The following is a 25,241-nucleotide window of genomic DNA, read 5'->3' on the forward strand; positions in this document are numbered from 1 at the left end:
TTTCGAGGTGTTTCCTGAAACCATGCGTCGATGGTAGTCCCGGCCGTCGAATAAGCAAAATAGATTAAAAATCCAGTGTCCATCAACGTGACTGATGACGAGTTTCGCGCGTGAAGCGCAGCGTGACGACCGTGATAAGACTGAGCATGATGAGGAACACGGCGACAGGCCAGGACGCGTGATAGTGCGACAGCAAGGCGGTGGCAAGCAGCGGCGACAGACCGCCTGCGAAAATCGAGGCCACTTCATGCCCGAGCGCGACGCCGGAGTAGCGCACTTCCGTGCTGAACAACTCGCCGACGAGGGCAGGCAAGGTGCCGATCATCGCGCCGTGACAGACGGCAGTGCCGAGCACCAGTCCAAGCCAGATGAGCGGGGTCGCATGCGTGTCGAGCAGCCAGAAGAACGGGAATGCCATCACCGCAAGCGAAGCGGCGCCGATCATGTACACAGGCTTGCGTCCGATGCGATCGGAGAGCTTGCCCCACAGCACCATCGCGATCATTTCGACGATCATGGCAAGCATGACTCCGGTGAGCATCGTCGAATTGGGAATGCCGACGAACTTGCCGTACACGAGCGAAAACGCGAGGAAGATATAGGCCCCGCCGTTTTCCGCGACACGCAGGCCCATCGCCACCAGGATTTCCTTCGGATGACGCTTGATGGCTTCGAGCACCGGCATGTGCGATGTCTTGCCCGCTTCTTCCGCGTTCTCGAAGTCGCGGCTCTCCGGCAGGCTGTGCCGGATGTAGACGCCGAGCGCAAAGATCACGATGCTCGCGAGAAAGGGCAGACGCCATCCCCAGGAGATGAACTGCTCGTGTGGCAACGCCTGCACTGCGAGAAACGCCGCGGAGGACAGCACGAAACCGCCGCCCACGCCGAGCTGACTCCACGCGGCGTAATAGCCGCGCTTCTCGGGCGGCGCGTTCTCGCTGATCATCAGTACACCTCCGCCCCATTCGCCGCCGGACGCAATGCCTTGCAGCAGGCGAAGTGCGACGAGCGCGACCGGGGCCCAATGACCGACGTGATCGTAAGTCGGCAACAAGCCGATGCCGAAGGTCGCGAAACCCATGATGAGCAGCGTCCAGACGAGCGACGCGCGCCGTCCGTAACGGTCGCCAATATGGCCGAACACGATACCGCCGAGCGGCCGCGCGACGAAGCCCATGGCGAACGCAGCGAACGCGCCGAGCGTGCCGATCAGCGGATCGGCGTTGGCCGGGAAAAACAGCTTGCCGAATACGAGCGCGGCCGCTGTGCCGTAGACGAAGAAGTCGTACCACTCCATCGCATTGCCCGCGACCGACGCAATGACGATACGTTTGAGGGCGCGGTCCGGCATTGCTGCGCTGGTTGCGGCGGTCGGGGTAGGAACTGTTGCCATGTCTGCTCGCATCGAAAGAGTAGGACTGCGGCCTTGAAGGCTTCGCATAGCAAGCAGTGTCGAGGCGAGTCCGCCCGTCGTCAAATTCGCCGAAAAGACGTCGTGATATCAGCGCAGCAAATGAACGTCACTCCTCGGGCTGACGAAACATCGCGGAGATGGTCTCCCGCAACCACGCGACGCCGGGATCGTTGGCAAACTGAGTGTGCGAGTGAATCTGTATTTCGATGGGCGGCAGAGCGAACGGCAAGGGCAGAATGCGGAATGCCTTGCCACGGTTGAAGCGCCGCGCAATGCTCTTCGGGAAGATAACGGCGAGGTCCGTGTTCATCACGATTTCGGGCGCCACGACGAAATGCGGCAGCCGGAGCACGACATCGCGCTTGAAATTGAGTTCGTCGAGCCATTGCTCGACCATGCGATGGCCGGTGGCGTTGGTGCTCGCGTAGACGTAGCGCAAGGCGGCCAGGTCTTCGCGCGTGGGCCGCGATTTGCCTAAGGGATGATTGGCGCGCACCACGCAGACATGCTCGTCGACGAATAACGTCTGGCTCACACACCCCGCGTCGAGACCCGGCACGTAGCCCAGAGCAAGATCGATCTCTCCGGCGCGCATGGCTGCGCTCACGGATTCCACCGGAACATTGACGACTTCGATGCGAATGCCGCGCGCCTCGCGATCGAGCAACGCGAGAAGCGGTGGCAGAAAAAAGAACTCCGACATGTCCGACATCGAGATGCGAAAGACGCGCCGCGCCGTCGAAGGTTCGAACCTGGCAAGCTGCTGGACCGCCTCGTTGATGATCGACAACGCTTGCGCGAGCGGCGGGTACAACCGATGCGCCGCATCGGTCGGCACCATGCCGGTGGGCGTGCGCACGAAGAGCGGATCATTGAAGATCGTGCGTAAGCGCCGCAGCGCGTGACTGACCGCAGGCTGCGTCAACTCGAGACGGTCGCCGGCGGCAGTGAGGCTGCGCAGATCCCAGATGGCAAGGAATACGCGCAGCAGATTCAGATCGGCGAGACCGAGGTTCAGCTTCGTCATACGGTTGACTCACGAACGAGCGCATGGTCCGCCATGCAGCGATCACTGTGTGGCGAGGTTACCGTATGTGCTGCGCATTGCAAAATGCGGCGTGCTTCCCTGGTAGCGTGGCAAAGCATGGAAGTCGCGGCGCATAAGGTCGCGCACTGGCGAAGCCAGTGCATCGGCGAGGGCGGACGCGTCGTCGAAGACGACCTTGTTGCGCTGCATCGCATCCACACGCGCGCAAGGTAAGCCGATGGTGCACTCGATGCGCGTATAAATTTCCAGTTCGCGCAGTGCGGGCAAGGTCGATATCAGCGGCGCGTGATGCTGCAGGTAATGCGCGAGCCATGTGTCGAAGTCTTCGGCCGGGCCTTCGTACGCGACGAGATACGTACACCGCTGCGCGCGCGTTTCGCGTCCCGGCGTGGATGAGACGAGGGCTCGCACCGCCATGACCTGCTGTGTAAAGCGCTTCGCTAACGACTGTGCTCGCAGTGCTCGGTGAATAGCGCCATCGCGGCTCGCGGCCGCTTCGAGGGTGGCGAGTTCATCGAAATAGAGTTGCAGGACGCACGAAGGCGCATCGGTAGCGGGCGCAATGCGCGGGTCGACGCGTTGGATGATCGGCTCGTGCACGATCAGTTTGCGCAAGCCTTCGATCTCCTGCAACGGCGCAATATCCGGTAGCGATTCCTGTCCGCTCGCACCGATCAGAAACAGGCAGACTTGCATGGTCACGCCGCCTCGCAGGATACGGCGCGCGCGAGCCGATGAAACTGCCGGCCGAAGTACACGAGGCCATCGCCGTCTCCGCATGAGCCGATGTGCTCGACCTGTACGAAAAGCACCGAATGCGAACCGACCTTCTTACTGTCGACGATACGGCCTTCAAGACTCGCGATTGCGTCGTCGAGCACCGGAAGTTGCAGTGCGCCCGGCCGCGAGCCGCAGCGCGCGAAGCGTTCGTCCATCGAGCATCCATCCATGCCGGCAAACACGCGCGCCAGTTGCTGCGCGTGCGCTCCCAGCACGTTGATGCACGCTCGGCCGTTATTGAGCAACACGTCGTGAACATAGCTCGACTGATTGATGCAGACGAGCATGGTCGGTGGCGTGTCGGTCACCGAGCATACGGCGCTTGCCGTGATACCGCAGCGTCCGTGCGGGCCGTCGGTGGTGATGACGTTGACGGCCGCGCCGAGCGACGCCATTGCGTTGCGAAACTGTGCGCGCGCTTGATCGTGAGTCATGGCTGATGTCCTTTCTGGGTTCGCGGGTTCAGGGATACGGCGTGACGGGCGGAATGCCGACGAAGATCGCGCCCGATGCGTCGTAGTTGCCTTCGCCGAGGAACGCGTGTTGTGTGACGACGATCGAATCGCGTACCAGACGCTGCATCCGGTTCTCGCGATAGATCGCGCCGATTCCCGCCATCTTGTACGCCTGCATCACGATATCGGCGCAGGTGTGAGCCGCGTGCGTCGCCGACAGACGCAACAGGTTGGCTTCTGCAGGCAACACCGGGTCGCCAGCGAGTACCGTGCGCCACGATGCTTCCGCGGACTCGAAGAAGAATGCCCGCGCGCTGCGCAGTTGTGCTTCCGCCTGCGCGAGCCCGGAACGATAGTAGGCGCGATCGGCAAGACGCGGCGCGCCGGTCGTGGTCTTCGTCACGCCGGACATACCCGCCAGCAGATCGAGCGCAGCGCGCGCCAGGCCGATGTTCACTGCCGCATGCACCTGCGCCTGATAGGCGACGGCGGGATACCGATACAAGGGTTCATCGATCAGTGGCGTGCCGCCGCGCACGAAGGTCCATTGCTCCTCGACGTATTTGTCTTTCAGGCGCAAATCATGGCTGCCCGTGCCCTGCATGCCGACCACGTTCCAGTTGTCGACGATCTCGACTTCGTTCGCCGGAAAGACCGCAGTGAACGGCTTGCCGGCGTTCTTGTCGTCCGCGCCGGCGGGTACACCACCGATTCCGACGCCGATCCAGTCCGCCCCCTTGCAGCCGCTCGCGAAGCGCCACTGTCCCGACACCAGGAAGCCGCCGGGCGCACGTTCGGCCTTCTGCAGCGGATACAAGCCGCCCGCGAAGACCTGATCGGGACCGGTCGCATAGATCTGCGCCTGTGTCTCAACTGGCAGTGAGGCGAGGTACGTGTTGGCGGAGCCGAACGCCGCGACCCATGCGGTCGAACCGTCCGCGATCGCGATGCGTTCCAGCATTTCGAGGAAGCGCGCAGGCGGCAGCGCGTCGCCGCCGAAACGTTTGGGCGTGCTCGCGCGGAAGATGCCCGCGCGCTTCATCTTGCAGACCATATCGCGCGGTACGTGAGACAGGGCGTCGAACTCGTCCCGGCGGCGCTCGACTTCTTCGATCAGCGCATCGAGCGGCAGCGGTCCGGCGTACTCGGGATAGTCGTTTTGCGAATCGATGATGGCTTCGCTTTGAAGGGCTTGCATCGGTGATACCTCTCGGTCAATGTTTGTCGGTGTCATTCGGGCTGGCGACGAAGAGCGGCGCGCATCGCTTTGGGAAACGTCTCGCGTGCGATCAACGTGGCGACGACGGTAATCAGGCCCAGTACGCCAAGGTAGATGGCGACGGGCACGGCGCTGTGATAGTGGGCGAGCAGCGCGGTGGCGATCATCGGTGAGAGGCCGCCGCCAAGTACGGAAGAGACTTCCCGTCCGATGCCAAGTCCCGAGAAACGCAGATGCACCGGCAACATCTCGCTAATGAACGCTGGCTGCGCGCCTTCGAGAATGCCGAGCGTGATGCTGTTCGCGAGAACGAGCGCCGCAACCACCTTCCAGTATTCGCCCGAGCCGAGCAGCGCAAAGTACGGCCATGCGACGAGCACGATGGCGATAGCGCCGGCGAGATACACGGGTTTGCGTCCGACCTTGTCGGTCATCCAGCCGAAGAAGAGCGAGACGGGGATCATGAGCAGCATCGAAATGCACAGGCCGCTCAGAATCCAGCTCGACTTGATGCCGAGAAACTGCCCATATGCGATCGAAAACGCGAAGAAGAGGTAGGACGCCGCGCCCTCGCCGAAGCGCAGGCCGAACACGGTGAGCACTTCGCGCGGACATTGGCGCAGCACTTCGATGACAGGCATGCGGCTTTCGTGGCGCGTCGCCTTCACTTCGGCGAATGCGGCGCTTTCTCCGACTGAGCGGCGCATCCACAAGCCGAGAAGAACGAGTGCGGCGCTCGCGAGAAACGGAAGGCGCCATCCCCAACTCTGAAAGTCGCCCGCCGGCAGGTTCTGCGCCAGAAGGAATGCACCGGTGGAAAGGACGAAGCCGAGTGCCGCACCACAAGGACTCCATGCCGCGAGCGCCCCGCGCTTCGATTGCGGCGCGTTCTCGTGGATCAGCAAGATACTGCCGCTCCATTCGCCGCCGGCGGCCAGTCCCTGAAGAATGCGCAGCAGAACCAGCATCACGGGCGCCGCAATGCCGACCTGCTGATACGTTGGCAAGACACCCATCAGGACCGTGGCGGTGCCCATCGTGAGCAGGGTGAGCATCATCACGGCCTTGCGACCGTAACGGTCGCCGATATGCCCGCATAGCACTCCGCCGATGGGTCGCGCGATGAAGCCGACCGTGAAGCCGCCGAATGCGGCGATGGTGCCCGTGAGCGGATCGGTGCCGACCGGGAAGAACAACTTGCCGAAGACGAGCGCGGCAGCCGTTCCATACAGAAAGAAGTCATACCACTCGAGGATCTGGCCGAGTACTGCAGTAGTGACCGCACGGCGCACGTTGCTTGGGGGGCGGGCCGCTCGGCTTTGAGCGAGCGTGCGCAGACCGGAATTCAGAGCTTCAGGGTTCATGGTGGGGGAAGACATGAGGTGATGGTTCCCGCTTCCCTGATGCTCAAGAAGCGGCGCGAGTCGTATCGATGCGATGTGCCCACGATATGAGCGTCGATAACCGCGGTCAAATTCGAGACAAAAATGCACGACATGAATCTCGTGCATGTGCCTTCGCGTGCCGTACGTAATAACCCTTGCTTTGAATGACATATCGATCGCGCTTATCGCCGGTCATGCTTCTGGCTTATTTGCCGTGTGAAACAGGCGACCGCAGACTGCGTGGCGCATCCCTGTCAATTCTGCAATGAGCCTTCATTGCGTCATTCAACAGAACGACTCGCATGGAATACGCACGTATGTGACTCGCCTTGGCAACTTCTCTCGCGCTGCGTGCAGTTGCAGGCACGGCGCAGGCACAAAGCGCGGTGACGCTGTACGGCATCGTCGACGATGGCTTCAACTGGACCTCGAATTCCGGCGGTCACAATCTCTACAACCTGTCGAGCGGCGTCATGCAGGCGAGCCGCTGGGGGCTGAGGGGTAGGGAAGAGCTTGGCGGCGGGCTCGCTGCGCTGTTCCGGCACCGACTCCACCGGCGCGGCGGCCGTTGCGGCGATCAACAACCTCACGCCGTGCACAAGTGATCGTCAAACCACAGTCCGCGTGGGCATCCGCCACACGTTCTGAAGCGAACCGGCATTCGCACCAAGGCGTCATTCATTTCATGGATGACGTAAGCGACATTTGATCTATTTGACGGATGCATGTTGGCGAATTAATTTGTCGTCGAACCCCACACATGCCGCAATGAGCGAGGTATGCGCGGCGAGCTTGGACAGCGCCCGCGTCACCCGTTTGCACTTATCGAACCTTTCGCCATGACTTCAGCGACGATCGAACGCATCGAAACCTGTCTCGTCGACTTGCCGACGATTCGCCCTCACAAGCTTTCCGTCGCCACCATGCACGGGCAGACGCTCATGCTGGTGAAGGTGTTCTGCAGCGACGGCATCGTCGGCATTGGCGAAGGCACGACCATCGCCGGCATGGCGTATGGTCCGGAGAGCCCCGAATCGATGAAGCTCGCCACCGATGCTTATCTCGCGCCCGCATGCATCGGCCGCGATGCGACGCGTGTGCAGGCGCTCATGGCTCATCTCGGCAAGCTGGTGCGGGTCAATCACTTCTCGAAGAGTGCGCTCGAAACCGCGCTGCTCGACGCGCAGGGAAAGCGCCTTGGCGTACCCGTCAGCGAACTGCTGGGCGGCCGTCATCGGGACCGCCTGCCGGTCGCCTGGACGCTCGCTTCGGGCGATACGAACAAGGACATCGCGGAAGCAGAGATGATGCTCGAGCGTCGTCGGCACAAGATCTTCAAGCTCAAGATCGGCGCAAGAGAGATCGAGGCAGACATCAAGCATGTCGCCGGCATCAAGCGTGCGCTCGGCGATCGCGGGTCTGTGCGGGTCGACGTCAACATGGCCTGGAGTGAAACGCAGGCCGCACGAGCCATTCCCGCGCTCGTCGATGCCGGCTGCGAGTTGATCGAGCAGCCGGTTGCATCCACGGCGGCGCTCGCGCGCCTGATGCGCCGTTTCCCCGTCGCATTGATGGCCGACGAAGTCCTGCAAGGGCCCGAAAGCGCGTTCCAGATTGCGAAGCAGGAAGGTGCCGACGTCTTCGCAATCAAGATCGAACAAAGCGGCGGTCTCTTCGCGGCACAACGCGTGGCCGCCATCGCCGATGCGGCGGGCATCGAGCTTTACGGCGGCACCATGCTGGAAGGCGCGGTCAGCACGATTGCATCGGCACAGCTCTTCGCGACCTTGCCCAATCTGCAATGGGGCACCGAGCTGTTCGGCCCGCTGCTCATCACCGAGGAGATTCTCGTCGAGCCGCTGGATTACAGCGACTTCGAACTCACCGTGCCGAGCGGCACGGGCCTCGGCATCGAGCTGGACCAAGCCCGGATCAAACGCTTCACGCGCGACGGACATGTCGCGGTCATCAAGTAAACCAACATCCGACGAGAGGACGCGATGCTTTTCCACGTACGCATGAATGTGAAACTTCCGCTGGATATGCCCGCCGAGATCGCAAACGAAATCAAGGCGCGCGAGAAAGCTTATTCGCAGGACCTGCAGCGCAGCGGCAAGTGGCGGCACATCTGGCGCCTCGCGGGTGAGTACGCGAACTTCAGCATCTTCGACGTTCAAAGCAATGCCGAACTGCACGACATTCTCACTGCGCTGCCGTTGTTCCCGTATATGAGCATCGCAGTGACGCCGCTGTGCCGTCATCCGTCGTCCATTCGCGAAGACGACGCGTGAGTCCGAGCGTCGCGTCGCAAAACAGCCAAGCTGCGTCGTACCCCCAATACCCTAAGGAGACAACATCGTGAGCGTCAAAGTATTCGATATGAAGGAAGTCCAGGACCTGCTTTCGGCAGCCGCCAATCTCGGCAGCGAGGAGGGCAATGGCCGTGCGAAACAGATTACCCATCGGCTGCTGAGCGATCTGTTCAAGGCCATCGACGATCTCGATATGACGCCCGATGAAATCTGGGCAGGCGTGAACTACTTCAACCGGCTCGGTCGCGACGGAGAAGCGGCCTTGCTCGCAGCGGGTCTCGGTCTCGAGAAGTTTCTCGACATCCGGATGGATGCACAGGACCGTCACGCAGACATTCACGGCGGCACACCGCGCACCATCGAAGGTCCGTTGTATGTGGCGGGCGCGCCGTTGCGCGATGGGGTAGCGAAGATCGACGTCGATGCCGACGAAGCCGCCGGGCCGCTCGTTATTCGTGGCACCGTAACCGGTCCGGACGGCAAGCCTGTCGCGAATGCCGTCGTGGAGTGCTGGCACGCGAACTCCAACGGCTTCTACTCGCATTTCGACCCGACGGGCGCCCAGAGTGACTTCAACTTGCGTGGCGCGGTGCGGACGGGACAGGACGGCAAGTACGAGTTCCGCACGCTCATGCCCGTAGGCTACGGATGCCCGCCTCACGGTTCGACGCAACAGTTGCTGAACGTGCTCGCGCGGCATGGCAATCGTCCAGCGCACGTCCATTTCTTCGTGACGAGCGACAACTTCCGCAAGCTGACCACGCAGATCAACATCGAGGGCGATCCTCTGATCTGGGACGACTTCGCGTACGCCACGCGCGAGGAACTGATTCCTCACGTCGTCGAAAAGACGGGCGGCGCTGCGCTCGGCCTGAAAGACGACGTCTATAAGGAGATCGAGTTCGATATCGCGCTGACACGCCTCCTCGAAGGCAAAGACAATCAGCTTGTCACTCGTCAGCGCACGTCGGCGACGGCATGAGTCCGCGACGGCGCATTCTTCATGCTTGGTGCGCTGTTCGCGTGGATGGGGACGAACTATTTTGGCATCAATTATTGGCTGATGCTCGCCATCGCGCCGCTGGGCGTCGGTGCTGTGGGCGTGATCGCCGAGCGTTCCATGCTGTGCCGGCTAGACAGGCTCAATCATCTTTATGGATTGTTGCTGACGCTCGGCGTCACGCTGATCATTGAAGGGCTGTCGCGCTCTGTCTACGGCGTCTCTGGCATGTCATACGCTCGTGCTCGGGTTCAGGACGCTGTCAGACGTGCAATGGACGATGTCAGGGACCGTCATTCTGATGACCCTGCTCGGAGGACTCGGCACGCGGTTCGGACCGGCGGTGGGCGCCGTGATTGTCGTCAGCCTGGATTCGTCGACAATCATGTTGCGAAGAGAAGACAGTCGCCTATAAGCCGTTAGACGATAGATAAATGCAACGAAGGCGTGTCAGGGCAGCGGGGCGAATCTCCGAGCTTTCGCGTCGATGTACGGAACAAGTGAGACGGCGCGTTGATTTGGAGACATTGTCGGGTATTCAATGCTTAAAGACGGCGAAAGGACTTCGGATTGTCACTGGCATAACGAAGCGTGAGTACAGACAGCAGGAATTCTACAATGGACATGAAACTTGCCGGCCTGCGCGTACTGATCACGGGTGCATCGCAAGGGATCGGTGAGGGCCTGGCGAAAGCATTTGCCTGCGAGGGCTGCAACCTCATGCTAACGGCACGCTCGGCGAACAAGCTGCAAACGCTGGCTGCGAATTTACGCGCCGTGCATGGCGTGCAGGTGGATGTGCTGGCGCTGGACATGACAGCCCCCGGTGCGATTGGAAATGTTGTCGCGTTTGCGGAGAATGTCGACGTACTGGTGAACAACGCCGGTGCTATCCCGGGTGGCACGCTCTGGGACGTCGATGAAGACGCATGGCGCAGAGGCTGGGAGCTGAAGGTATTCGGCTACATTAACCTGACGCGGGCGATGTACACAAAGATGAAGGAGCGCGGCGGCGGCGTGATCCTCAATAACATTGGCAACGGCGGGCAAAACTTCGACTTCAACTACATCGCGGGTTCGACAGGCAATGCCGCGCTCATGGCTTTCACCTGTGCGCTGGGCGGCCGTAGCCTCGAAGACGGCATCCGGGTAGTGGGCGTCAATCCCGGTCCGGTGGATACAGAGCGTATTACCAAAGTACTTCGGAATCACGCATCGCGGCTGCTCGGTGATGAAGCGCGCTCCGCCGAACTCATGGCAGGCTATCCGTTGGGCCGCGCCGCTACGGTGGGGGAAGTCGCCGACCTGTTCGTCTATCTGGCGTCGCCTCGCTCGAGCTACATCAGTGGCACGATTGTCACCCTGGACGGCGGCATCACATCCAGGCGATCGGTGGCCTGAGCATCAACCTGCGAAGTCGGAGAGTTTCTGCTGGCGGCTGATCCCGCCGCGCATTCGCGTATCGACGCTATGCGCGGTTGCTAACGTCGCTTGACTCGCGCATGACAAGCATCGTGGACTGCGGAAAAAGGCGCTTATATCCGACTACATCGGACACTCGATAGGCCATTGGCCGATGCGAAGCACCGGTCGACGCGGCCGCCGAAGTGACCTTTGTGATGCGCTAGAACACAAACCGGCTTGTGAGCGACGCTCGCCGGCGACTCGCCGACTACGTAGCGCTCAGCAACTGGCTGCGCCAGTCGGGCCGAACGTTCGATGCCCGGCTGGCCTTTGAGGTGCCTGCGATTGGACGACCTGAAGTGCTCGAAGGCGTGTTTTTTCCGCTGAAAGTGCGCTCCCAGGTTTCCAGTCAATAGGTCGGCGTAATCCGACGCTGCGCGAGTGAACGTGGATCACGACTGACGACCCAAGTTCTGGCTCCGGCTGGGTGCCGGGTGTGCGCAAAGCGGGCTCCAGGCGAGGTTGGAGCTACACGTCTTTGATTGCCCAAATGACGCGATTCCGTCGATCCAGATCCCGACGATCCGGTTCTTCGTCTATTGCTCACGTCCAGTCACATGCCCATGTAGGCGCGGCGAACTTCGTCGTTGCGGGTGAGTTCCTGCGCAGATGCATGGGCGACGATCGCGCCACTCTCGAGAACATAGCCGTAATCCGCGATGGCCAGCGCCACTTCTGCGTTTTGTTCGACCAGCAGAACGTCGATTCCATCTCGGCTGATTTCACTAACGACGCGCGCAATGAGATCGACGACGGCCGGTGCCAGTCCGATCGTTGGTTCGTCGAGCAGCAGGATCCGGGGTTCGGCCATCAGCGCTCGGGCAACGGCCACCATCTGCTGTTGCCCGCCGCTGAGCGAGCCAGCCGCCGCGCGTAGTTTCTGCTTGAGGTCAGGCAGCAGCGACAGGCAGCGTTCCATGCTTTGCGCGATGCCGGCCGTGTCGCGACGCGTGTACGCACCGAGTTCCAGATTCTCACGCACGGTCATCGCGCCGAATAGCCGCCGCCCTTCCGGCACCAGCACGAGCCCGTGCTCGACGAGCACATTGGACGGCAACCCGCCGACCGGTTCGCCGAACAGCCTGATTGCATTGCGCTTGGCCGGTAGCAGTCCGCTTGCGCACTTCAGTACAGTCGATTTTCCTGCACCGTTTGCGCCGATGAGCGTGACGACCTGGCCGCGCATCACGCGAATGTTTACTCCGTGCAGCGCAGGAACCGTGCCGTATGCGGCATGTAGATCGGCAATCTCCAGTGTTGGCGTCTCAGTCGACATGTGTATTTCCGAGGTAGGCCTTCAGGACCTGCTGATTCGCCCGAATTTCGTCCGGTGTGCCGGTCGCGAGTAACTGTCCGTGATGCAGCACGTATAGGCGATCACAGGTCTGCATCACCGCCTTCATGTTGTGCTCGACGAGCAGGATCGATGTGCCGTGGACATCGCGGATATCGCAAAACATCTTCAATACCGAGGCCACCTCAGTCTGGTTCAGGCCGGTCAGCGGTTCGTCGAGGCACAGCAGGCGAGGGCGCGGTGCATACGCGATCGCGATACTCACGAGGCGCTGCAGGCCGTGTGGCAGATTGCCCGCGACTTCCTTCATCAGGTGCGTCAGGCCGACGAGTTCCGCCGTTTCGCGCACGCGCCTGCCGCGTTCGGCCTTGCCGCTGCCGCGCAGGCCGCCGATCGCGCCGATGAGGATATTGTCCTCGACTGTCATCGTGCGCATAAGACTCCCATGCTGGAAGGTCCGCACGAGCCCGCGCTGGCTGATCCGCTCGGGCGAACTGCCGGTCACGTCGTCGCCTTCGATCTCGAGTCGCCCACTGCTCGGCGCAAGAAAGCCGCTGAGCAGATTGAACGTCGTGCTCTTGCCCGCGCCGTTCGGCCCGATGAGGCCGAGAATCTCCTGGTCGCGAATCTCGAGGTTCAGGCCCGCGACCGCAAGGAGACCGCCGAACCGGCGCGACAGGTCCTGGCCTCTCAGCCGGATGACGGGCGATTCACTGGACATCATTGCGCACCTCCCGCGGTCGACGCGATGCGTGCTTTACCGCCGCGCGCGCTCCACCATATCGGATGCCGGTCAGCCCGCCCGGCAGAAATAGCACGCCAATCACGATCGCCGCGCCGTAGAAAATCTGATCGCTTCCGCCGAGCCCCTGCGAGACGCTCGCGAGGAGCACGAGCACGATCGCACCGACTATCGGGCCAAGCGGATGACGTTCGCCGCCGACTTTCAGATAGGCGAGCGCGAACGTCGACAGCATGAAGCTGAAGTCGAGCGGGCTGATGACATTGTTCGAGAAGGCCTGCAACGATCCGGCGACGCCGGTCGCGAACGACGCGATGCAGAAACACAACACCTTCATCAAATGAACCGGAATACCAACTGACCTGACGACGTTGTCGTTGTCGCGGATCGCGACAAACACGCGGCCGAGATGCGAGCGCTCGATTACCGTCATCGCGAGAATCAACAGGCCGGCGATCACGACCACGAACGTCGGAAAGTGGCTCGACAGTATGTCGGGCGGAAAGATGCCGACGATGCCCGAATTGCCGCCGAGCCAATCGGACCGCGTGTACAGAATGCGCATCATCTCTGTGAACGCGAAGCCTATCAGCAGGAAATACGGCCCTTTCACACGCAAGGTGACGTAGCCGAACACGATGCTGACAATCAGCGCAACGCATCCGCTTGCCGGCAGCGCGAACCAGAACGGAATTTGCAGGATGGTCGTCGCGACACCGGTTGCATAGGCACCCAGGCCGAAGAACGCGGCGACGGCGAAGTTCAGTTCGCCGATGAGCAGCACGAAGCGCAGACTGCTTGCGACAACGGCCGCGATCGCGATCCAGATGATCAGGTTGCCAGCATAGCCCGAGCCGGCCGACAGGCTGGCCAGCGCGACAACGACGGTGGCGAGAAGTGCGTAACGGAAGAATCGGTCAGTCATGGCCCAGAAGCCCCTTCGGTCGCACCAGAAGAACCGCCATCACCAGACCGAAGATCGCGAGGCTTGCCACGGACGGATCGAAATAGAACCCGACGAAACTTTCGACGAACGCAATGAACACGCTGCCGAGAATCGCGCCTGGCACGCTGCCCATCCCACCGAGCACGACGGCGATGAAGCCCTTGACCAGATACGCATCTCCGAGCGTCGGCGAGACGGCGGCGACGGGTGCAATCAGCGCGCCAGCGATCGCGCCGATCGCGGTTGCCGCGACGAAGCCGCGAAACGCGATCCGCCGGTATGGGATGCCTTGCAGCATCGCAGCCTGATGGTCAATCGACACCGCGCGCAGCGCCTTGCCGAAACGTGTGCCCCCGAGCGCCAGCGTGAGCAGCAGCGTGAGTGCGACCGCGACCGCACACAGGATGAGCCGCTGCGCGGCGATGCTGACGCCGAACACGTCGACGTTGCCGTCGATGAGCGGCGGCACCGGGCGCACGGCACCCCCAAACGCTTTCAGAAAGAAGCCTTCAATCATTAGCACGAGTCCGGCGGACAGAATGAACGAGCCTGTCATGTCGCGCTCGACGCGTCTGAAGCCCGTCTCGTACACGATTGCGCCGAACACGGAGCTCACAATGACGCCGGTCGCAAAAGCGGCCGAATACGCAAGCCAGACCGGCCAATGCCTGGCCGTTAGCCATGAGACGGCGACCGAGACGACGAGCGCCGACATCGTGAAGAACTGGCCATGTGCGAAGTTGACGATGCGCAGCACGCCGAAGATCAGCGTCAACCCTAGCGCGAACAGAATGTAGACCGCGCCGATCTGCAGCGCGGTGAACGTCAGTTGAAGAATGTTTTGCATAAAGCCGCCTGGCAGCGCTCAGAACTTACCGGTCCGGTCGGATCAGGTTCAGTGGAGTTCGCTCGGCGCGATGCGCGCGACGTCCACCAGCTTGCCGTTTTTCAGTTGCGTGATGAACACCGGGAGCAGCATCTGCTGGGCTGAACCGTAATCCGTCTTCCCACCGAAGCCGGACTTGCCATAGAAGGACGGGAAGGTCACGGTTGGCATTACTCTGGCGACGTCGGTCGGCGAGATGCTTTGTGCCTTTTCCATCGCGGCCTTCAGCGCAAAAAGTGCATCGTATATGCCGATCTGGACCGCGTTAATCGAGTCGCCGGAGGCTTTGCGAACGCCGGCGTCGAGCTCGCGCTGATGCGGTGTCGCCGTCGGGCTGTCAAGATTCAGCGCCGCGCCCAGGTATACGCCTTCGACGGCTTTGCCGCCCGTCGCGACCAGCGCGTTCGCTCCGGTGCCGACTTCTACGATCTTGACGCCGTTCCAGCCGAGACCGGCCAACTCCTTGAAAACGAGGCCCGCATCGGCCGGCGTCGTCGAGCACAGATCGATCGCATCGGGCCTGAGCGCGCTCAGCTTCGCGGCAATGGGCTGGAACTCACTGCTGCCGCGTTCATACCAGTTACTCGATACCACCTTGACGCCTGCGTCTTCCCACGCCTTGCGCGCGATTTTTTCGGTTTCCTGTCCGGTCGAGTCGTTCGGATTGAGCAACGCGACCGTCTTCATCGAATGGGACTTTGCGATATACGAGGTCAGGGGGCGCGCAATTTCCTTGACGGTGTTCATTTGCGTGAACGTCAGCGGATAGCTCGGCCCCTTGATGCTGGTGCCCCATGCGGTGGTGAACAGCAGTACACCCTTGCGCTCGGTCAGCGATTGCAGCGCACGAACCGGCGCGGTGCCGACGCTGCCGGCTATGAACTTGATGTCGTCCTTGTTGACGAGCGCCTGCGCGACCTTTGCACCTTCCGCCGCGTTGTACTTGTTGTCATAAGTCACGCAGTCAAAGTCGTAAGTCTGCCCCTTCACATGGACACCACCTGACGCCGCGATCTCCGATGCCGCCTCCTTGCAGAGCCACTCTGCACCGATGCCCCAGGATGCGCCCGACCCGGACAGGGGGGCCGACAGACCAACCTTGATGGTTTCGGTTGCGCCCGAGAGCGTCGTGTAAGCCGAGCAGCCGACGATAAGCGAAGCGCTCAACAATTGACGGACAGTCGAGTATGGCATGGAGGTCTCCAGTGATTTATAGGATGCTACGGTGCTTATCTGCCTGATTATGGTTGCGGCGGAGCGCAACCGGTCAATTGGACGCGTCCAAAGGTTCCGTACTTCAGAAATGAGCGATCCAGATTTGGACTGACGACGCTTCCCGGTTTCAGGCATAGAAAAATAGCGGGATACAGAACATGATGGAAAATCGAAGACCGACTTGAGGCGGCCAAGGGCCAATGCGGCGTTGATCAATACAGGTTCGTCGCTGGTAGGACGGGTACCGTCACATCACACTGGCATTCCGGGCCCACCCGGTGCTTGCGGCCCCGATGGCAACTGCCAGAAAAGGACTGAAGGTTTACTGTGGTTCAGCGTTGGGGATATCCGCCGGCTACGCCGGCGACTGATATGGCGAGCGCCTCGCTCGTTATCGAATGCCGGCCGTTTCACGAGGACACGAGAACGCGAGTAGGCCGACTGCGATCGTAGGCCGGCGGGCGCCGACGACCACCCGCCACAGTCAGTCAGACATTAGTCTTTGCCACGCAGCTTATTTACGTCCTTTTCGCTGGGGTGCGCGGTTTCGCCAGGGATTACAGCATCGATCGCAAGGACTGGCTGACCAAATGCCTTGTTTTCTTCAAGCCTACCTACATAGATTGGCACATTCGCTTCATGGTCGTACTTCGCGAAGCGATACTTGCCACGCAGGGACTCGAACTGATTGCTTTCGATTGCGCGCATTACGGGACCGGCGTCAGTCGAATTAGCGATTGAGACGGCGTGTGCCCAGTTCATCACGCAGTCGTAGCTCATCAGCGTCCAGTCCGATGGATAGTCACCCGTTTTGGCCCTGTAACCAGCAATGAACTTCTCCGCCTGTGGTGCAGACTGGCTGAGGTAGTTCGCCGGGGCACGTTGCCATCCTTCTGTTCCCACCGGAGCATTGCCGCCCAACGCCTTGAGTGTGTTGAAGTCGTATAGCGCGATAAACCTGTTGTTGACCTGTTTGAAGAAACCGACTGAATTTGCTTGCTTCGAGAAGGTCAGCAGATCCGCCCCGAACAGGATGGAAAACACATAATCGGGCTTTGCCGCGAGCACCTTGTTGATCGTGGCAGTGTAGTCTGTCGCGCCAAACTTTGGATAATCTTCGACGACGATTTCCACATTCGGGTTAAGTTCAAGGAGAAACTGCTTGAATCGCTCCACCCCTGCGCGTCCCCCGTCATAGTCGGCGCTCAGGAGCGCATAGCGCTTGTATGGCAACCGGGCGAAGCGCGATGCCAGCGCGCGACCTTCCATATAAGAAGTTGGCGTCACGGAGAAAATGTACGGCTGGAAGTCCTTGATTGTCAGATCGTCGGCGATAGATTGACCCACGCAAGTAGGGACCTTCAGCTTTCCAGACACCGCTTTGCTTACGGCGATCGCACTCGATGACGACTGCGGCGACAGCAGCATAACTGCACCAGACCTTGCCAATACTGTCGCCTGGTTCATTGCTCGTTGTGGATTGCTCCCACCGTCCTGATAGTCAAGGACTACCATCCTTCCGAGCACGCCGCCGCTCCTGTTCAGCGATTCCACGGCGTATTGCGCGCCCGCAAGCGCATCCTTGCCTACGTCGGCAGCTGCGCCGCTTAGATCCAGCGATCCCGCGATCCTGATCGGAGCGTCGCTCTGCGCCGCGGCACAAGCGCAAATCGCGAATAGGGAGACTGCCACTGTGAACCGTTTCATTAGATCTCCTCCACCTGATACCTGTTATGAGACTGGTCTTGGTATGTTGTCGTTAGGAATGCGATATATACATGCGGCCGGACTAGTCAGGCCAATTGCAACACGGGCGTACTGGGGCGTCAAAATACGCGGGAATCAATTCCGTACTTTGAAAGAGCACGCAAGTTGAGGCTACCGTGGCCGCCTGGTCCACCGGAATCCTGGTGGTCGGCATCGACAAGACCCGGGAACGTTACGAGATCGAAAAACCGCCATCGATTGCAAAAATTTGACCTGTGGTCGTCGCCGATTCGTCGGAAGCCAGGTAGAGCGCCGTCAGAGCAACCTGTTTCGGCTCGATCAAGCCGAGCAGTTGGCGTTCGCCGGTTTTGTTGACCACTTCGGGTTGCTTGTCGATCAGACCGAGAACGCGGGGCGTCGTGGTCACGGCCGGCGCCACTGCATTGACGCGTATGCGATACGGTGCGTATTCGACAGCCATGGAGCGCGTGATCGACGATATTCCACCCTTGGCGGCGGTATAGGCATCTTTTCCGCGCGTGCCGACCAGCGCAAAAACCGAACTACTGTTAATCACGGAGCCGCCTCCGGTTTTCATCATTTCGGCGATCCCGTACTTGCAGGTGATCCACGTGCCGAACAGATCGAGCTTGACCGCGCGCCAGAACTCGTCAGCCGGGCAGTCCGTGACCTGCGAGTCGACAGCCGTCGAACCGCCAGCGTTGTTGTACAGCACATCAATCCGACCGGCGAACCGGAGCGAGGCTTCGATCGTCTCGCGCACGCTTTCCTCGCTCGTCACGTCGGTGTGAATGAACTGCGCCTTTCCACCCGCCGCGTTGATTGCATTTGCAACTGCCTGTCCGCTCTCGGCGCTGAATTCGGCGATGATCACGGTGGCGCCTTCGGTCGCGAACAGTTCGGCCGCCGCCCGTCCGATGCCGTTGCCGCCGCCCGTGATGTAGGCGACCTTACCCGCCAGGCGACCGTTGTCTGCTTTCATGCTGTGTCTCCGATAGCTTCCCTGCTTTCGGCGCTCGTTTCGTCGCCCTGCGTGAGCACGAACCCAGGATAGCCTGCCGCAGCAACGTCGTCACATTTTTTGCGGTACGCACCGTGGCCGCCAAGGTATGGCAGGAACACGTGAGCCTTCCCGGGCACGTTCGCGCCGATGTACCAGGAGTTCGCCTTCATATATAAAGTGTTCGACACGACGTCCTGCACATGCTGCATCCAGCTTTCTTCGGCTTGCAGCTCGGCGTCGATCCGATCGATGCCGTGATCGCGCAGGTAGACCATGCAATTGGCGATCCAATCGATGTGCTGCTCGATGCTCATGGACATATTGGCGAGCGGACCCGGGCTGCCCGGCCCGGTGACGGTGAACAGATTTGGAAATCCGCTCGTTATCAGGCCGAGATAGGTTTTCGCTCCACTTGCCCACTTGTCCGTCAACTTGCGGCCGCCGACACCCCGTACGTCGATATGGGTAAGGGCGCCCGTGAGTGCATCGTAGCCAGTCGCATAAATCAGGCAATCCAACTCATGCAAACCGTCACTCGTCTCAACTCCTTCGGGCACGATGCGTTGTATCGGCGACGCCTTCAGGTCAACCAATGTCACGTCGTCGCGGTTGTACACGCTGTAATACGTGTCTCCGAGGCATGGGCGTTTCGTGCCGAACGGGAAGCCACGCGGCATCAGTTTTTCCGCTACGTCGGGATTCCTGACCGTTTCGCGAATTTTGCCGCGAATAAATTCGGCGACTGTTTCGTTTGCCGACTCGTTTGACAGGATGTCGCCGTAGCACATGCGAAAGCCCAGCAACTGACTGTTTTCCCACGCGTTCTCATACTTCCTGCTACGCTCCTCAGGGGTAGCGTCGAGTGCTGATTCGACTGGAAACGGTACCGCGATGCCGAAACGCGTGAGTCGGCTGATAGCGCGCCGTTCCGGATAGGTCGCGCGCACGCGCGCTCGCATTTGCGGCGTGAGCGCGTGATTCTTGGCGGGGACCACATAGACGGCTGTGCGCTGAAAGACGGTCAGGTGCTTGCACTTGCCGGCGAGCGCCTGGATCACCTGAATGCCCGAGGAGCCCGTGCCGATTACGCCGACGCGCTTGTTGCTGAAATCGATCTCGTGATGTGGCCAGCGTCCGGTGTGATAGCTCTCACCCTTGAACGATTCGAGACCCGGGATCTCGGGCGGCTTGGGCACCGACAGCACGCCGGTTGCCGGTACGAAGAATCGAGCTTTTGTTACTTTCCCATCTGCAGTTCTCACGACCCAGAGGTTTTCTGCTTCGTCGAAAACAGCAGATTCGACCTTGGTGTTGAACTGGATATGGCGACGCAAATCAAAGCGGTCGGCCACATGGTTCAGGTACTTCATCAACTCGGAGGCCGCCGGATAACGCTCGGGCCAGTCCCATTCGTCCTGCAGTTCGGGAGAGAACGAGTACGAGTAGTCCCAGCACTCGAGATCGACGCGCGCGCCGGGATAGCGGTTCCAATACCACGTGCCGCCCACGCCGTCACCCGCTTCGAACGCCTGTAGCCGAAACCCTGCATCCCTTAGACGTTTGACCGCGTACAGTCCACCGAAGCCGGCACCGACTACAACGGCATCGAGGACCTGTGATGCTTGATTCATGACAGTTGTCTCCTGAGAAGTTCTTCTTGCGTGATCTATTGAATGGTATGCACCGACCAGCAGCAATCGGTGCGAGTAGCCCTTTCCGTACATTGAAATCGATCAGCGGTCGAGCCGCTCTGTCAGATGAGAGCTGTCGGTGCCACGCCGGAATGGGTCGTCATTCGTGAGGGAAGGGCCGTCAATGAGGCGTTGAATTTCAAAGTACGGCAGAGCAGTAGCGTCGCCGTTGACCCCGCCGCGTCGCAAACCCATCGTTGTGGCTTTACAGGGAGCAGTTCTCCATGTCTACTGCATTGCAACGATTGATCGACAAAGATCTGATCCGCGACGTGTTGTTGCGCTACGCACGCGGCGTGGATCGACGTGAGTGGGAACTGGTGCGCTCCTCATTTTTCGCGGACTGCCACGACGATCACGCGGATTTCAAAGGCACGCGCGACGACTTCATCGCCTGGCTCAGGGAGCGTCACGACAGCGTTGGACTCCTGAAATCGACCCATTTCCTGGGTAACTGCCTGGTGGAATTCGGAACCGAAGACGTCGCAGTGGTAGAGACGTACTTCATCGCGCGGCTTGAATTGACGCCGGAAGCAAGCGGTCATCGGTCCATGCTCGACGCGAAAAACCGCAACAGCAAACAGAACAGCCGGGTCCAAGTCTCCGGTCGCTACGTGGACCGGTTTGAGAAGCGACGCGACGAATGGCGCATCGCGCAACGCCGAACCGTGTTCGACGCGATGCAGTCTAACCTCGTCGATGCGGACGACACCGTGCTGAATCCGGCGTGGACCCTCGGCAAGCGCGACGAGCATGACCCGGTCTTCCTTGTCCGTGCCGAGGCGGGGCTTCGCTAGCATGGAGCTTCCCACGAATCCACTGAAGAACGTGCTGGTAGTCGGCGGTGCCGGCGGGATCGGCGCAGCCTGCTGTGCGTCGCTCGCATCAGACTGGACGCCCATTGTGGCGGACCGCGACTGGCAAGGCGCCGAGCGCGTGGCGGCGAAAACCGGCGGCCGCGCATATCGCCTTGATCTCGCCGAGGCTGAGCAGATCGACCTCACCATTGACACGATCGAGCGCGAATGTGGCGACATCGACGGGATGCTCTTTGCTGCCGGCGTCATTCCGCCCGTTCAAGGGCCGCAGCAGACCGGGATGCAGATCTGGGACCGGACTTTCGAAGTCAACGCTCGTGGCGCATACGCTGTCAGCCGCGCTGTTGCATTACGCATGGCGTCACGCGGGCGCGGCAGCATCGTGCTCCTTTCGTCGTTAGCGGGCGTTACAGTGACGCCCCACCTGGCGTATGGCCCGTCGAAGGCGGCATTGATCAATCTCGCCGGCGCGTTGGCGGTCTATTTCGGTCGGCAAGGCGTGCGCGTGAACGTAGTGTCGCCGGGGCCTGTTCGCACTCCCGTGATCGAGGAGAGCTACGCACGCGGCCAACGCGACCCGGCCGTGATGGGGCGGCAAACCGCACTGGGCCGTGTCATCACGCCAGCCGAAGTGGCGGGACCGATCGCGTTCCTGCTATCCGACGCGGCATCCGCCGTCACGGGCACCAACATCGTGGTGGATGCAGGTGCGACGGCGTCGCTCGGCTGGAACCTGTTTGGCGGAGTGGAAGCGGTCCTTGACGGACTTTCGTCCGCGCCATAGCGCAGCGGTTCCCGCGCGTCCTGCACATGACCGACAAACCATTCATCTCATGAGTCTCGATCCCGAAACCCGCGCGTTCATGGACAAGCTTGCGGCTGCCGCGTCGAAGCCGCGCCACCTGATGTCGCCAGATGAAGCACGCGCCGCCTTTGCCCGGATTCGACCGATCCTGTCCAAGGGCGCTGACGTACGTGCGTGTGTTCCACTGACGATCCCCGTCAACAATGGCGAACTGCCCGCGCGTATGTATATCCCGTTCGAAAGCCCCCAGGCACTGCTCGTTTATTTCCACGGCGGCGGGTGGGTGGTGGGCGGAGTCGAGGAATTCGATCCGCTGTGCCGAGAGATAACGGCTGGGGCGGGCGTGGCGGTGATACTCGTCGAATATCGCAAAGCGCCCGAGCATCCGTTTCCGGGGCCGGTGCAAGATGCCCAACAAGCTGTACAGTGGCTCGCAGCCCGACAGCTTGAACTGCTTGATGCCGAGTTGCCGCTTTTCGTCGGCGGGGACAGCGCTGGCGCGAATCTCGCCATTGGGGTGACGCTGCTCGCCCGGGAGGAGCCACGCGTGTCGTTCGCCGGCCAATTGCTGATTTATCCCGTGACCGACTGTGCTTTCGAGCGTCCCTCCTACGTCGCACCCGAGAACCAGCTTTTGACCAACCGCGACGCGATGAAGTGGTACTGGTCGCATTACGCACCCGACGACGCAGCGAGGTACTCGAGCTTGGCGTCGCCCTTGCGGGAGCCCGATCTCAGCCGATTACCGGAGGCAATAGTCGTGACGGCGGAGCACGATGTGCTGCGCGACGAGGGCGAAGCGTACGTGCAGCGACTCTCGGAGGCTGGCGTGTCCGTACATCACCTTCGTGCGATGGGACAGATGCACGGTTTCCTGATGATGATCGGGGTCTTGCCAGGAGTTCGCGATGCGCTGGCCTTCGTATGCAGCCAGCTTCGAGCGCTTGCCGCTCGCTCGCGGGTGTGACGCAGTTCCACGTTGTTTGCAGGTAGATCTAACCGGATGCAGGCAGAGTAGAATCCGTAAAACATAGGCGCGATGGCGCGGGGCCGGAAACACGGTCCAGATAAAAGCATCAGACGGAGACGCTCATGCATTCGGACAGGTCCTCGCCCCTGCACGTCAACTCGAGATCACGCAATGGTCCGCACGGTGTCGATACGGCGTGGCCAAAGCCTCCCCAGGGCAAACGGGCGGAAAGCACCGCCATGGTCGAACCCTTGGCGCGTGGTCTGTCGATCCTGTCGGTGTTTGGCCGCGGAAGGCCGTGGCTCGGCAACAAGGAAATCTCGCAGTTGACCGGCATTCCCGAGCCGACGGTATTGCGACTGTTACGATCGTTGGTCGCGATGGCCTATTTGCATCACGACGTGGCAAGCCGGAAGTACGCGCTCGCACCTGCTGCGCTGGCGCTCGGCTACGCGGCGATTGCTGATCCGGACATCTTGCGGGTCGCGAGCGGCGAGATGCGCAAACTGGCCGATGCGACTGACACCTACCTGCTGCTCGGCACGCGGGACCGGCTCGACGTGATCGTTCTGGATACGGAAATCGGCAGTCGCACAGTGCTGGATCTCCAACTGCTGCCCGGCATGCGCATGCAGATTGCCTACTCGCTGATGGGATGGGCGCTGCTTGCAGCCATTCCAGAGGAGGAGCGCCGCTATTTACAGAGTCAGGTGGAGCGCAAGGCAGGCAGCGAGTGGCCAACGTCAATACGTCGTCGCATGAGCGAAAAGATCGCGCAGACTCACGAGTTGGGCTTTTGCATGCTCCATGGCGATTGGGAGCCGGAACTCGCCTGTGTCGCGGCACCGATTGCCCTACCTGATCGTCCGCCACTGGTGCTCGGCTGCGTCGGCCGCACCGTCCGCATGGCGCAAGCCCGGATGGAACTGGAGCTCGGGCCTCGCCTCATCGCCATTGCGAAGGTGCTCCAGCAGCGTGCGGTTCCTCCGGCCTGACCGTGCAATGGCTGCCCCCGTCGATCCTTACTGTCCATATCTGGAGTCGCGATGCCTCGTCCGCCGCAGGTGACCTTGACGCTCGAGCGAGGGCTGCAAATGTTGCGAGCGTTTCATGCCGATCGTGTGCCGCTGACGAATGGCGAGCTGGCGAGCAGGACGGGACTGTCGCGGTCCGCCGTCTCGCGCCTGACATCGACGCTTGTTCACGAAGGCTTCATCCGCCGCATTGCAGGTGGTCCACGATTCGAGCTGGCAACAGGCGTCTTTGGCATCGGGCAGGCGTACCTCGCGACCAATCCGGTTACGCGGCGAGCCGAGCCGCTCATGCAGAAGCTCGCAGACCAGCTCGACGTTGCCGTCGCCCTTGCTGTACCCGACGGTCTCGACATGCTGTATATCGCCCATCGCTGCAGTGTGCGAATCTCGGCGCTGCAATTGGGCGTCGGCTCCCTGTTGCCGATGGATGCGACGGCCGTCGGGTGGGCGTGGCTTTGGGGACTTCCTGACGTTGAACGCAGCCGCCTGGTCGCGCGACTGCTTGATGCGGCGGGTTCGCGTTCCAAGGAAGTCGGGACGGCTATAGAAACGGCTTTCGACGATCTGTATTCGAGCGGTGTCTGCATGGCGGTCGGGCAATATCGACGCAACGCCTATGGGATTGCATTGCCGGTGACGATCGGACGCCCGAAATTAGCGATGGCGCTGAGCTGCGGCGCGATCGATGTGAAGCCGGATATTGCTGCGATCAGAGGGCGCGTCGTACCGGAACTCAAGCGAGCAGCGACCGAATTGCAGTCGCTACTTGCCGATGTGGAGCTAAGGCCGGAGTAACCGGCACAATCATTTCAAGCGCAGCCGGTGCGTTCGGTCGCCGCCGGTATTCTGAGGCGAATACGACGCTATCTTTGACCCCGTCCAGCGCGAGTGGACAGTATTCCATTGCACGGAAAGAGTTGTTTGCCGGATTTGACCGTCCGCGAGCTTGATAGCATCGTACGCACAGCAAGTGTGTTCGGATCCGGGCACGGCGAGATCCCGGAACAATTACTACCGGGGCCATTTTGCACG

The 25,241-nt window shown here is 61.1% G+C and carries 23 protein-coding genes and 3 pseudogenes; 12 read left to right on the forward strand and 14 right to left on the reverse strand.

Annotated features, from left to right (window positions below; translation table 11 throughout):
- Nucleotides 1–82: 82 nt before the first annotated feature.
- The 6 genes from A3AC_RS0105125 to A3AC_RS0105150 form a co-directional block, all read right to left on the reverse strand.
- The gene (locus A3AC_RS0105125) at nt 83–1,393 is read right to left on the reverse strand and encodes an MFS transporter (RefSeq protein ID WP_025597734.1); all 1,311 of its coding nucleotides are present in this window, start codon (nt 1,391–1,393) and stop codon (nt 83–85) included.
- A gap of 127 nt (nt 1,394–1,520) precedes the next feature.
- Nucleotides 1,521–2,441: a LysR family transcriptional regulator gene (locus tag A3AC_RS0105130; protein WP_025597735.1), complete on the reverse strand. Its 921-nt coding sequence runs from the start codon at nt 2,439–2,441 to the stop codon at nt 1,521–1,523.
- A gap of 42 nt (nt 2,442–2,483) precedes the next feature.
- Entirely contained in the window at nt 2,484–3,158 is a 675-nt protein-coding gene (locus tag A3AC_RS0105135) for a hypothetical protein (RefSeq protein ID WP_025597736.1), read from the reverse strand.
- Between the two features lie 2 nt (nt 3,159–3,160).
- Nucleotides 3,161–3,676, reverse strand: coding sequence for a flavin reductase (locus A3AC_RS0105140; protein ID WP_025597737.1), 516 nt, complete (start codon nt 3,674–3,676; stop codon nt 3,161–3,163).
- Between the two features lie 28 nt (nt 3,677–3,704).
- Nucleotides 3,705–4,895, reverse strand: coding sequence for an acyl-CoA dehydrogenase family protein (locus A3AC_RS0105145; RefSeq protein ID WP_025597738.1), 1,191 nt, complete (start codon nt 4,893–4,895; stop codon nt 3,705–3,707).
- A 32-nt stretch (nt 4,896–4,927) separates the two neighbouring features.
- Complete coding sequence (locus A3AC_RS0105150) at nt 4,928–6,280, reverse strand: MFS transporter (RefSeq protein WP_025597739.1); 1,353 nt, start codon at nt 6,278–6,280, stop codon at nt 4,928–4,930.
- Between the two features lie 350 nt (nt 6,281–6,630).
- Here A3AC_RS0105150 and A3AC_RS0105155 point away from each other — a divergent pair.
- The 7 genes and pseudogenes from A3AC_RS0105155 to A3AC_RS0105180 all read left to right on the forward strand — a co-directional run.
- Nucleotides 6,631–6,840 (forward strand): annotated as a pseudogene (locus A3AC_RS0105155) (porin); the annotation flags it as partial.
- Between the two features lie 300 nt (nt 6,841–7,140).
- On the forward strand, nt 7,141–8,277 hold the full coding sequence (locus A3AC_RS0105160) for a muconate/chloromuconate family cycloisomerase (RefSeq protein ID WP_025597741.1): 1,137 nt from the start codon (nt 7,141–7,143) through the stop codon (nt 8,275–8,277).
- A gap of 24 nt (nt 8,278–8,301) precedes the next feature.
- Entirely contained in the window at nt 8,302–8,592 is a 291-nt protein-coding gene (gene catC, locus A3AC_RS0105165; protein WP_025597742.1) for a muconolactone Delta-isomerase, read from the forward strand.
- A gap of 67 nt (nt 8,593–8,659) precedes the next feature.
- On the forward strand, nt 8,660–9,595 hold the full coding sequence (gene catA / locus A3AC_RS0105170) for a catechol 1,2-dioxygenase (RefSeq protein ID WP_025597743.1): 936 nt from the start codon (nt 8,660–8,662) through the stop codon (nt 9,593–9,595).
- 9 nt (nt 9,596–9,604) lie between these two features.
- Nucleotides 9,605–9,853 (forward strand): annotated as a pseudogene (locus A3AC_RS31205) (branched-chain amino acid ABC transporter permease); the annotation flags it as partial.
- Nucleotides 9,840–9,989, forward strand: a pseudogene (locus tag A3AC_RS31265) (branched-chain amino acid ABC transporter permease); the annotation flags it as partial. The pseudogenes A3AC_RS31205 and A3AC_RS31265, both read left to right, overlap by 14 nt.
- A gap of 242 nt (nt 9,990–10,231) precedes the next feature.
- Nucleotides 10,232–11,014, forward strand: a complete 783-nt coding sequence (locus A3AC_RS0105180) for an SDR family oxidoreductase (RefSeq protein WP_025597745.1) — start codon at nt 10,232–10,234, stop codon at nt 11,012–11,014.
- Between the two features lie 616 nt (nt 11,015–11,630).
- On the opposite strand, the gene A3AC_RS0105190 is transcribed toward A3AC_RS0105180, so the two are convergent.
- The 8 genes from A3AC_RS0105190 to A3AC_RS0105225 all read right to left on the reverse strand — a co-directional run bounded on the left by A3AC_RS0105190 (nt 11,631) and on the right by A3AC_RS0105225 (nt 20,615).
- The gene (locus A3AC_RS0105190) at nt 11,631–12,353 is read right to left on the reverse strand and encodes an ABC transporter ATP-binding protein (RefSeq protein ID WP_025597746.1); all 723 of its coding nucleotides are present in this window, start codon (nt 12,351–12,353) and stop codon (nt 11,631–11,633) included.
- On the reverse strand, nt 12,343–13,095 hold the full coding sequence (locus A3AC_RS0105195; RefSeq protein WP_025597747.1) for an ABC transporter ATP-binding protein: 753 nt from the start codon (nt 13,093–13,095) through the stop codon (nt 12,343–12,345). The genes A3AC_RS0105190 and A3AC_RS0105195 overlap by 11 nt, the downstream gene beginning before the upstream one ends.
- Nucleotides 13,082–14,038 (reverse strand): branched-chain amino acid ABC transporter permease, encoded by a 957-nt coding sequence (locus tag A3AC_RS0105200; protein ID WP_025597748.1) that lies wholly within the window; start codon nt 14,036–14,038, stop codon nt 13,082–13,084. Before A3AC_RS0105200 ends, A3AC_RS0105195 begins: the two co-directional genes overlap by 14 nt.
- Nucleotides 14,031–14,906, reverse strand: a complete 876-nt coding sequence (locus tag A3AC_RS0105205) for a branched-chain amino acid ABC transporter permease (RefSeq protein WP_025597749.1) — start codon at nt 14,904–14,906, stop codon at nt 14,031–14,033. Before A3AC_RS0105205 ends, A3AC_RS0105200 begins: the two co-directional genes overlap by 8 nt.
- 48 nt (nt 14,907–14,954) lie before the next feature.
- Nucleotides 14,955–16,139, reverse strand: coding sequence for an ABC transporter substrate-binding protein (locus A3AC_RS0105210; RefSeq protein WP_025597750.1), 1,185 nt, complete (start codon nt 16,137–16,139; stop codon nt 14,955–14,957).
- A 516-nt stretch (nt 16,140–16,655) separates the two neighbouring features.
- Nucleotides 16,656–17,867 (reverse strand): ABC transporter substrate-binding protein, encoded by a 1,212-nt coding sequence (locus tag A3AC_RS0105215; protein ID WP_084515367.1) that lies wholly within the window; start codon nt 17,865–17,867, stop codon nt 16,656–16,658.
- Between the two features lie 232 nt (nt 17,868–18,099).
- On the reverse strand, nt 18,100–18,870 hold the full coding sequence (locus A3AC_RS0105220; RefSeq protein WP_025597752.1) for an SDR family NAD(P)-dependent oxidoreductase: 771 nt from the start codon (nt 18,868–18,870) through the stop codon (nt 18,100–18,102).
- The gene (locus A3AC_RS0105225; RefSeq protein ID WP_332261456.1) at nt 18,867–20,615 is read right to left on the reverse strand and encodes a flavin-containing monooxygenase; all 1,749 of its coding nucleotides are present in this window, start codon (nt 20,613–20,615) and stop codon (nt 18,867–18,869) included. Before A3AC_RS0105225 ends, A3AC_RS0105220 begins: the two co-directional genes overlap by 4 nt.
- Nucleotides 20,616–20,806: 191 nt before the next feature.
- On the opposite strand from A3AC_RS0105225, the gene A3AC_RS0105230 reads away from it, so the two are divergent.
- The 5 genes from A3AC_RS0105230 (at nt 20,807) to A3AC_RS0105250 (ending at nt 25,004) form a co-directional block, all read left to right on the forward strand.
- Nucleotides 20,807–21,379 carry a nuclear transport factor 2 family protein gene (locus A3AC_RS0105230; protein ID WP_025597754.1) on the forward strand — a complete coding sequence of 191 codons (573 nt, stop codon included), beginning with the start codon at nt 20,807–20,809 and terminating at the stop codon, nt 21,377–21,379.
- Nucleotide 21,380: 1 nt separating this feature from the next.
- A complete protein-coding gene (locus A3AC_RS0105235) occupies nt 21,381–22,184 on the forward strand; it encodes an SDR family oxidoreductase (RefSeq protein WP_025597755.1) in 804 nt (267 codons plus the stop codon).
- 49 nt (nt 22,185–22,233) lie between these two features.
- On the forward strand, nt 22,234–23,172 hold the full coding sequence (locus A3AC_RS0105240; RefSeq protein ID WP_025597756.1) for an alpha/beta hydrolase: 939 nt from the start codon (nt 22,234–22,236) through the stop codon (nt 23,170–23,172).
- Between the two features lie 125 nt (nt 23,173–23,297).
- The gene (locus A3AC_RS0105245) at nt 23,298–24,170 is read left to right on the forward strand and encodes an IclR family transcriptional regulator (RefSeq protein WP_025597757.1); all 873 of its coding nucleotides are present in this window, start codon (nt 23,298–23,300) and stop codon (nt 24,168–24,170) included.
- Between the two features lie 51 nt (nt 24,171–24,221).
- Nucleotides 24,222–25,004: an IclR family transcriptional regulator gene (locus A3AC_RS0105250; RefSeq protein WP_025597758.1), complete on the forward strand. Its 783-nt coding sequence runs from the start codon at nt 24,222–24,224 to the stop codon at nt 25,002–25,004.
- The last annotated feature ends 237 nt before the right edge of the window (nt 25,005–25,241 follow it).

This window comes from Burkholderia sp. WSM2230 (genome assembly GCF_000472445.1).
Taxonomy (GTDB): Bacteria; Pseudomonadota; Gammaproteobacteria; order Burkholderiales; family Burkholderiaceae; genus Paraburkholderia.

What these genes read in the sequence shown, in the direction of transcription:
- A3AC_RS0105130 (WP_025597735.1), bottom strand. Translation starts at nt 2,441, where the DNA reads ATGACGAAGCTGAACCTCGGTCTCGCCGATCTGAATCTGCTGCGCGTA.
- A3AC_RS0105210 (WP_025597750.1), bottom strand. Translation starts at nt 16,139, where the DNA reads ATGCCATACTCGACTGTCCGTCAATTGTTGAGCGCTTCGCTTATCGTC.
- A3AC_RS0105160 (WP_025597741.1), top strand. Translation starts at nt 7,141, where the DNA reads ATGACTTCAGCGACGATCGAACGCATCGAAACCTGTCTCGTCGACTTG.
- A3AC_RS0105230 (WP_025597754.1), top strand. Translation starts at nt 20,807, where the DNA reads ATGTCTACTGCATTGCAACGATTGATCGACAAAGATCTGATCCGCGAC.
- A3AC_RS0105125 (WP_025597734.1), bottom strand. Translation starts at nt 1,393, where the DNA reads ATGGCAACAGTTCCTACCCCGACCGCCGCAACCAGCGCAGCAATGCCG.
- A3AC_RS0105245 (WP_025597757.1), top strand. Translation starts at nt 23,298, where the DNA reads ATGCATTCGGACAGGTCCTCGCCCCTGCACGTCAACTCGAGATCACGC.
- A3AC_RS0105215 (WP_084515367.1), bottom strand. Translation starts at nt 17,867, where the DNA reads ATGAAACGGTTCACAGTGGCAGTCTCCCTATTCGCGATTTGCGCTTGT.
- A3AC_RS0105180 (WP_025597745.1), top strand. Translation starts at nt 10,232, where the DNA reads ATGGACATGAAACTTGCCGGCCTGCGCGTACTGATCACGGGTGCATCG.
- A3AC_RS0105145 (WP_025597738.1), bottom strand. Translation starts at nt 4,895, where the DNA reads ATGCAAGCCCTTCAAAGCGAAGCCATCATCGATTCGCAAAACGACTAT.
- catC (WP_025597742.1), top strand. Translation starts at nt 8,302, where the DNA reads ATGCTTTTCCACGTACGCATGAATGTGAAACTTCCGCTGGATATGCCC.
- A3AC_RS0105250 (WP_025597758.1), top strand. Translation starts at nt 24,222, where the DNA reads ATGCCTCGTCCGCCGCAGGTGACCTTGACGCTCGAGCGAGGGCTGCAA.
- A3AC_RS0105195 (WP_025597747.1), bottom strand. Translation starts at nt 13,095, where the DNA reads ATGATGTCCAGTGAATCGCCCGTCATCCGGCTGAGAGGCCAGGACCTG.
- A3AC_RS0105140 (WP_025597737.1), bottom strand. Translation starts at nt 3,676, where the DNA reads ATGACTCACGATCAAGCGCGCGCACAGTTTCGCAACGCAATGGCGTCG.
- A3AC_RS0105225 (WP_332261456.1), bottom strand. Translation starts at nt 20,615, where the DNA reads ATGTACGGAAAGGGCTACTCGCACCGATTGCTGCTGGTCGGTGCATAC.
- A3AC_RS0105200 (WP_025597748.1), bottom strand. Translation starts at nt 14,038, where the DNA reads ATGACTGACCGATTCTTCCGTTACGCACTTCTCGCCACCGTCGTTGTC.
- A3AC_RS0105240 (WP_025597756.1), top strand. Translation starts at nt 22,234, where the DNA reads ATGAGTCTCGATCCCGAAACCCGCGCGTTCATGGACAAGCTTGCGGCT.
- A3AC_RS0105135 (WP_025597736.1), bottom strand. Translation starts at nt 3,158, where the DNA reads ATGCAAGTCTGCCTGTTTCTGATCGGTGCGAGCGGACAGGAATCGCTA.
- A3AC_RS0105235 (WP_025597755.1), top strand. Translation starts at nt 21,381, where the DNA reads ATGGAGCTTCCCACGAATCCACTGAAGAACGTGCTGGTAGTCGGCGGT.
- A3AC_RS0105150 (WP_025597739.1), bottom strand. Translation starts at nt 6,280, where the DNA reads ATGAACCCTGAAGCTCTGAATTCCGGTCTGCGCACGCTCGCTCAAAGC.
- A3AC_RS0105205 (WP_025597749.1), bottom strand. Translation starts at nt 14,906, where the DNA reads ATGCAAAACATTCTTCAACTGACGTTCACCGCGCTGCAGATCGGCGCG.
- A3AC_RS0105220 (WP_025597752.1), bottom strand. Translation starts at nt 18,870, where the DNA reads ATGAAAGCAGACAACGGTCGCCTGGCGGGTAAGGTCGCCTACATCACG.
- A3AC_RS0105190 (WP_025597746.1), bottom strand. Translation starts at nt 12,353, where the DNA reads ATGTCGACTGAGACGCCAACACTGGAGATTGCCGATCTACATGCCGCA.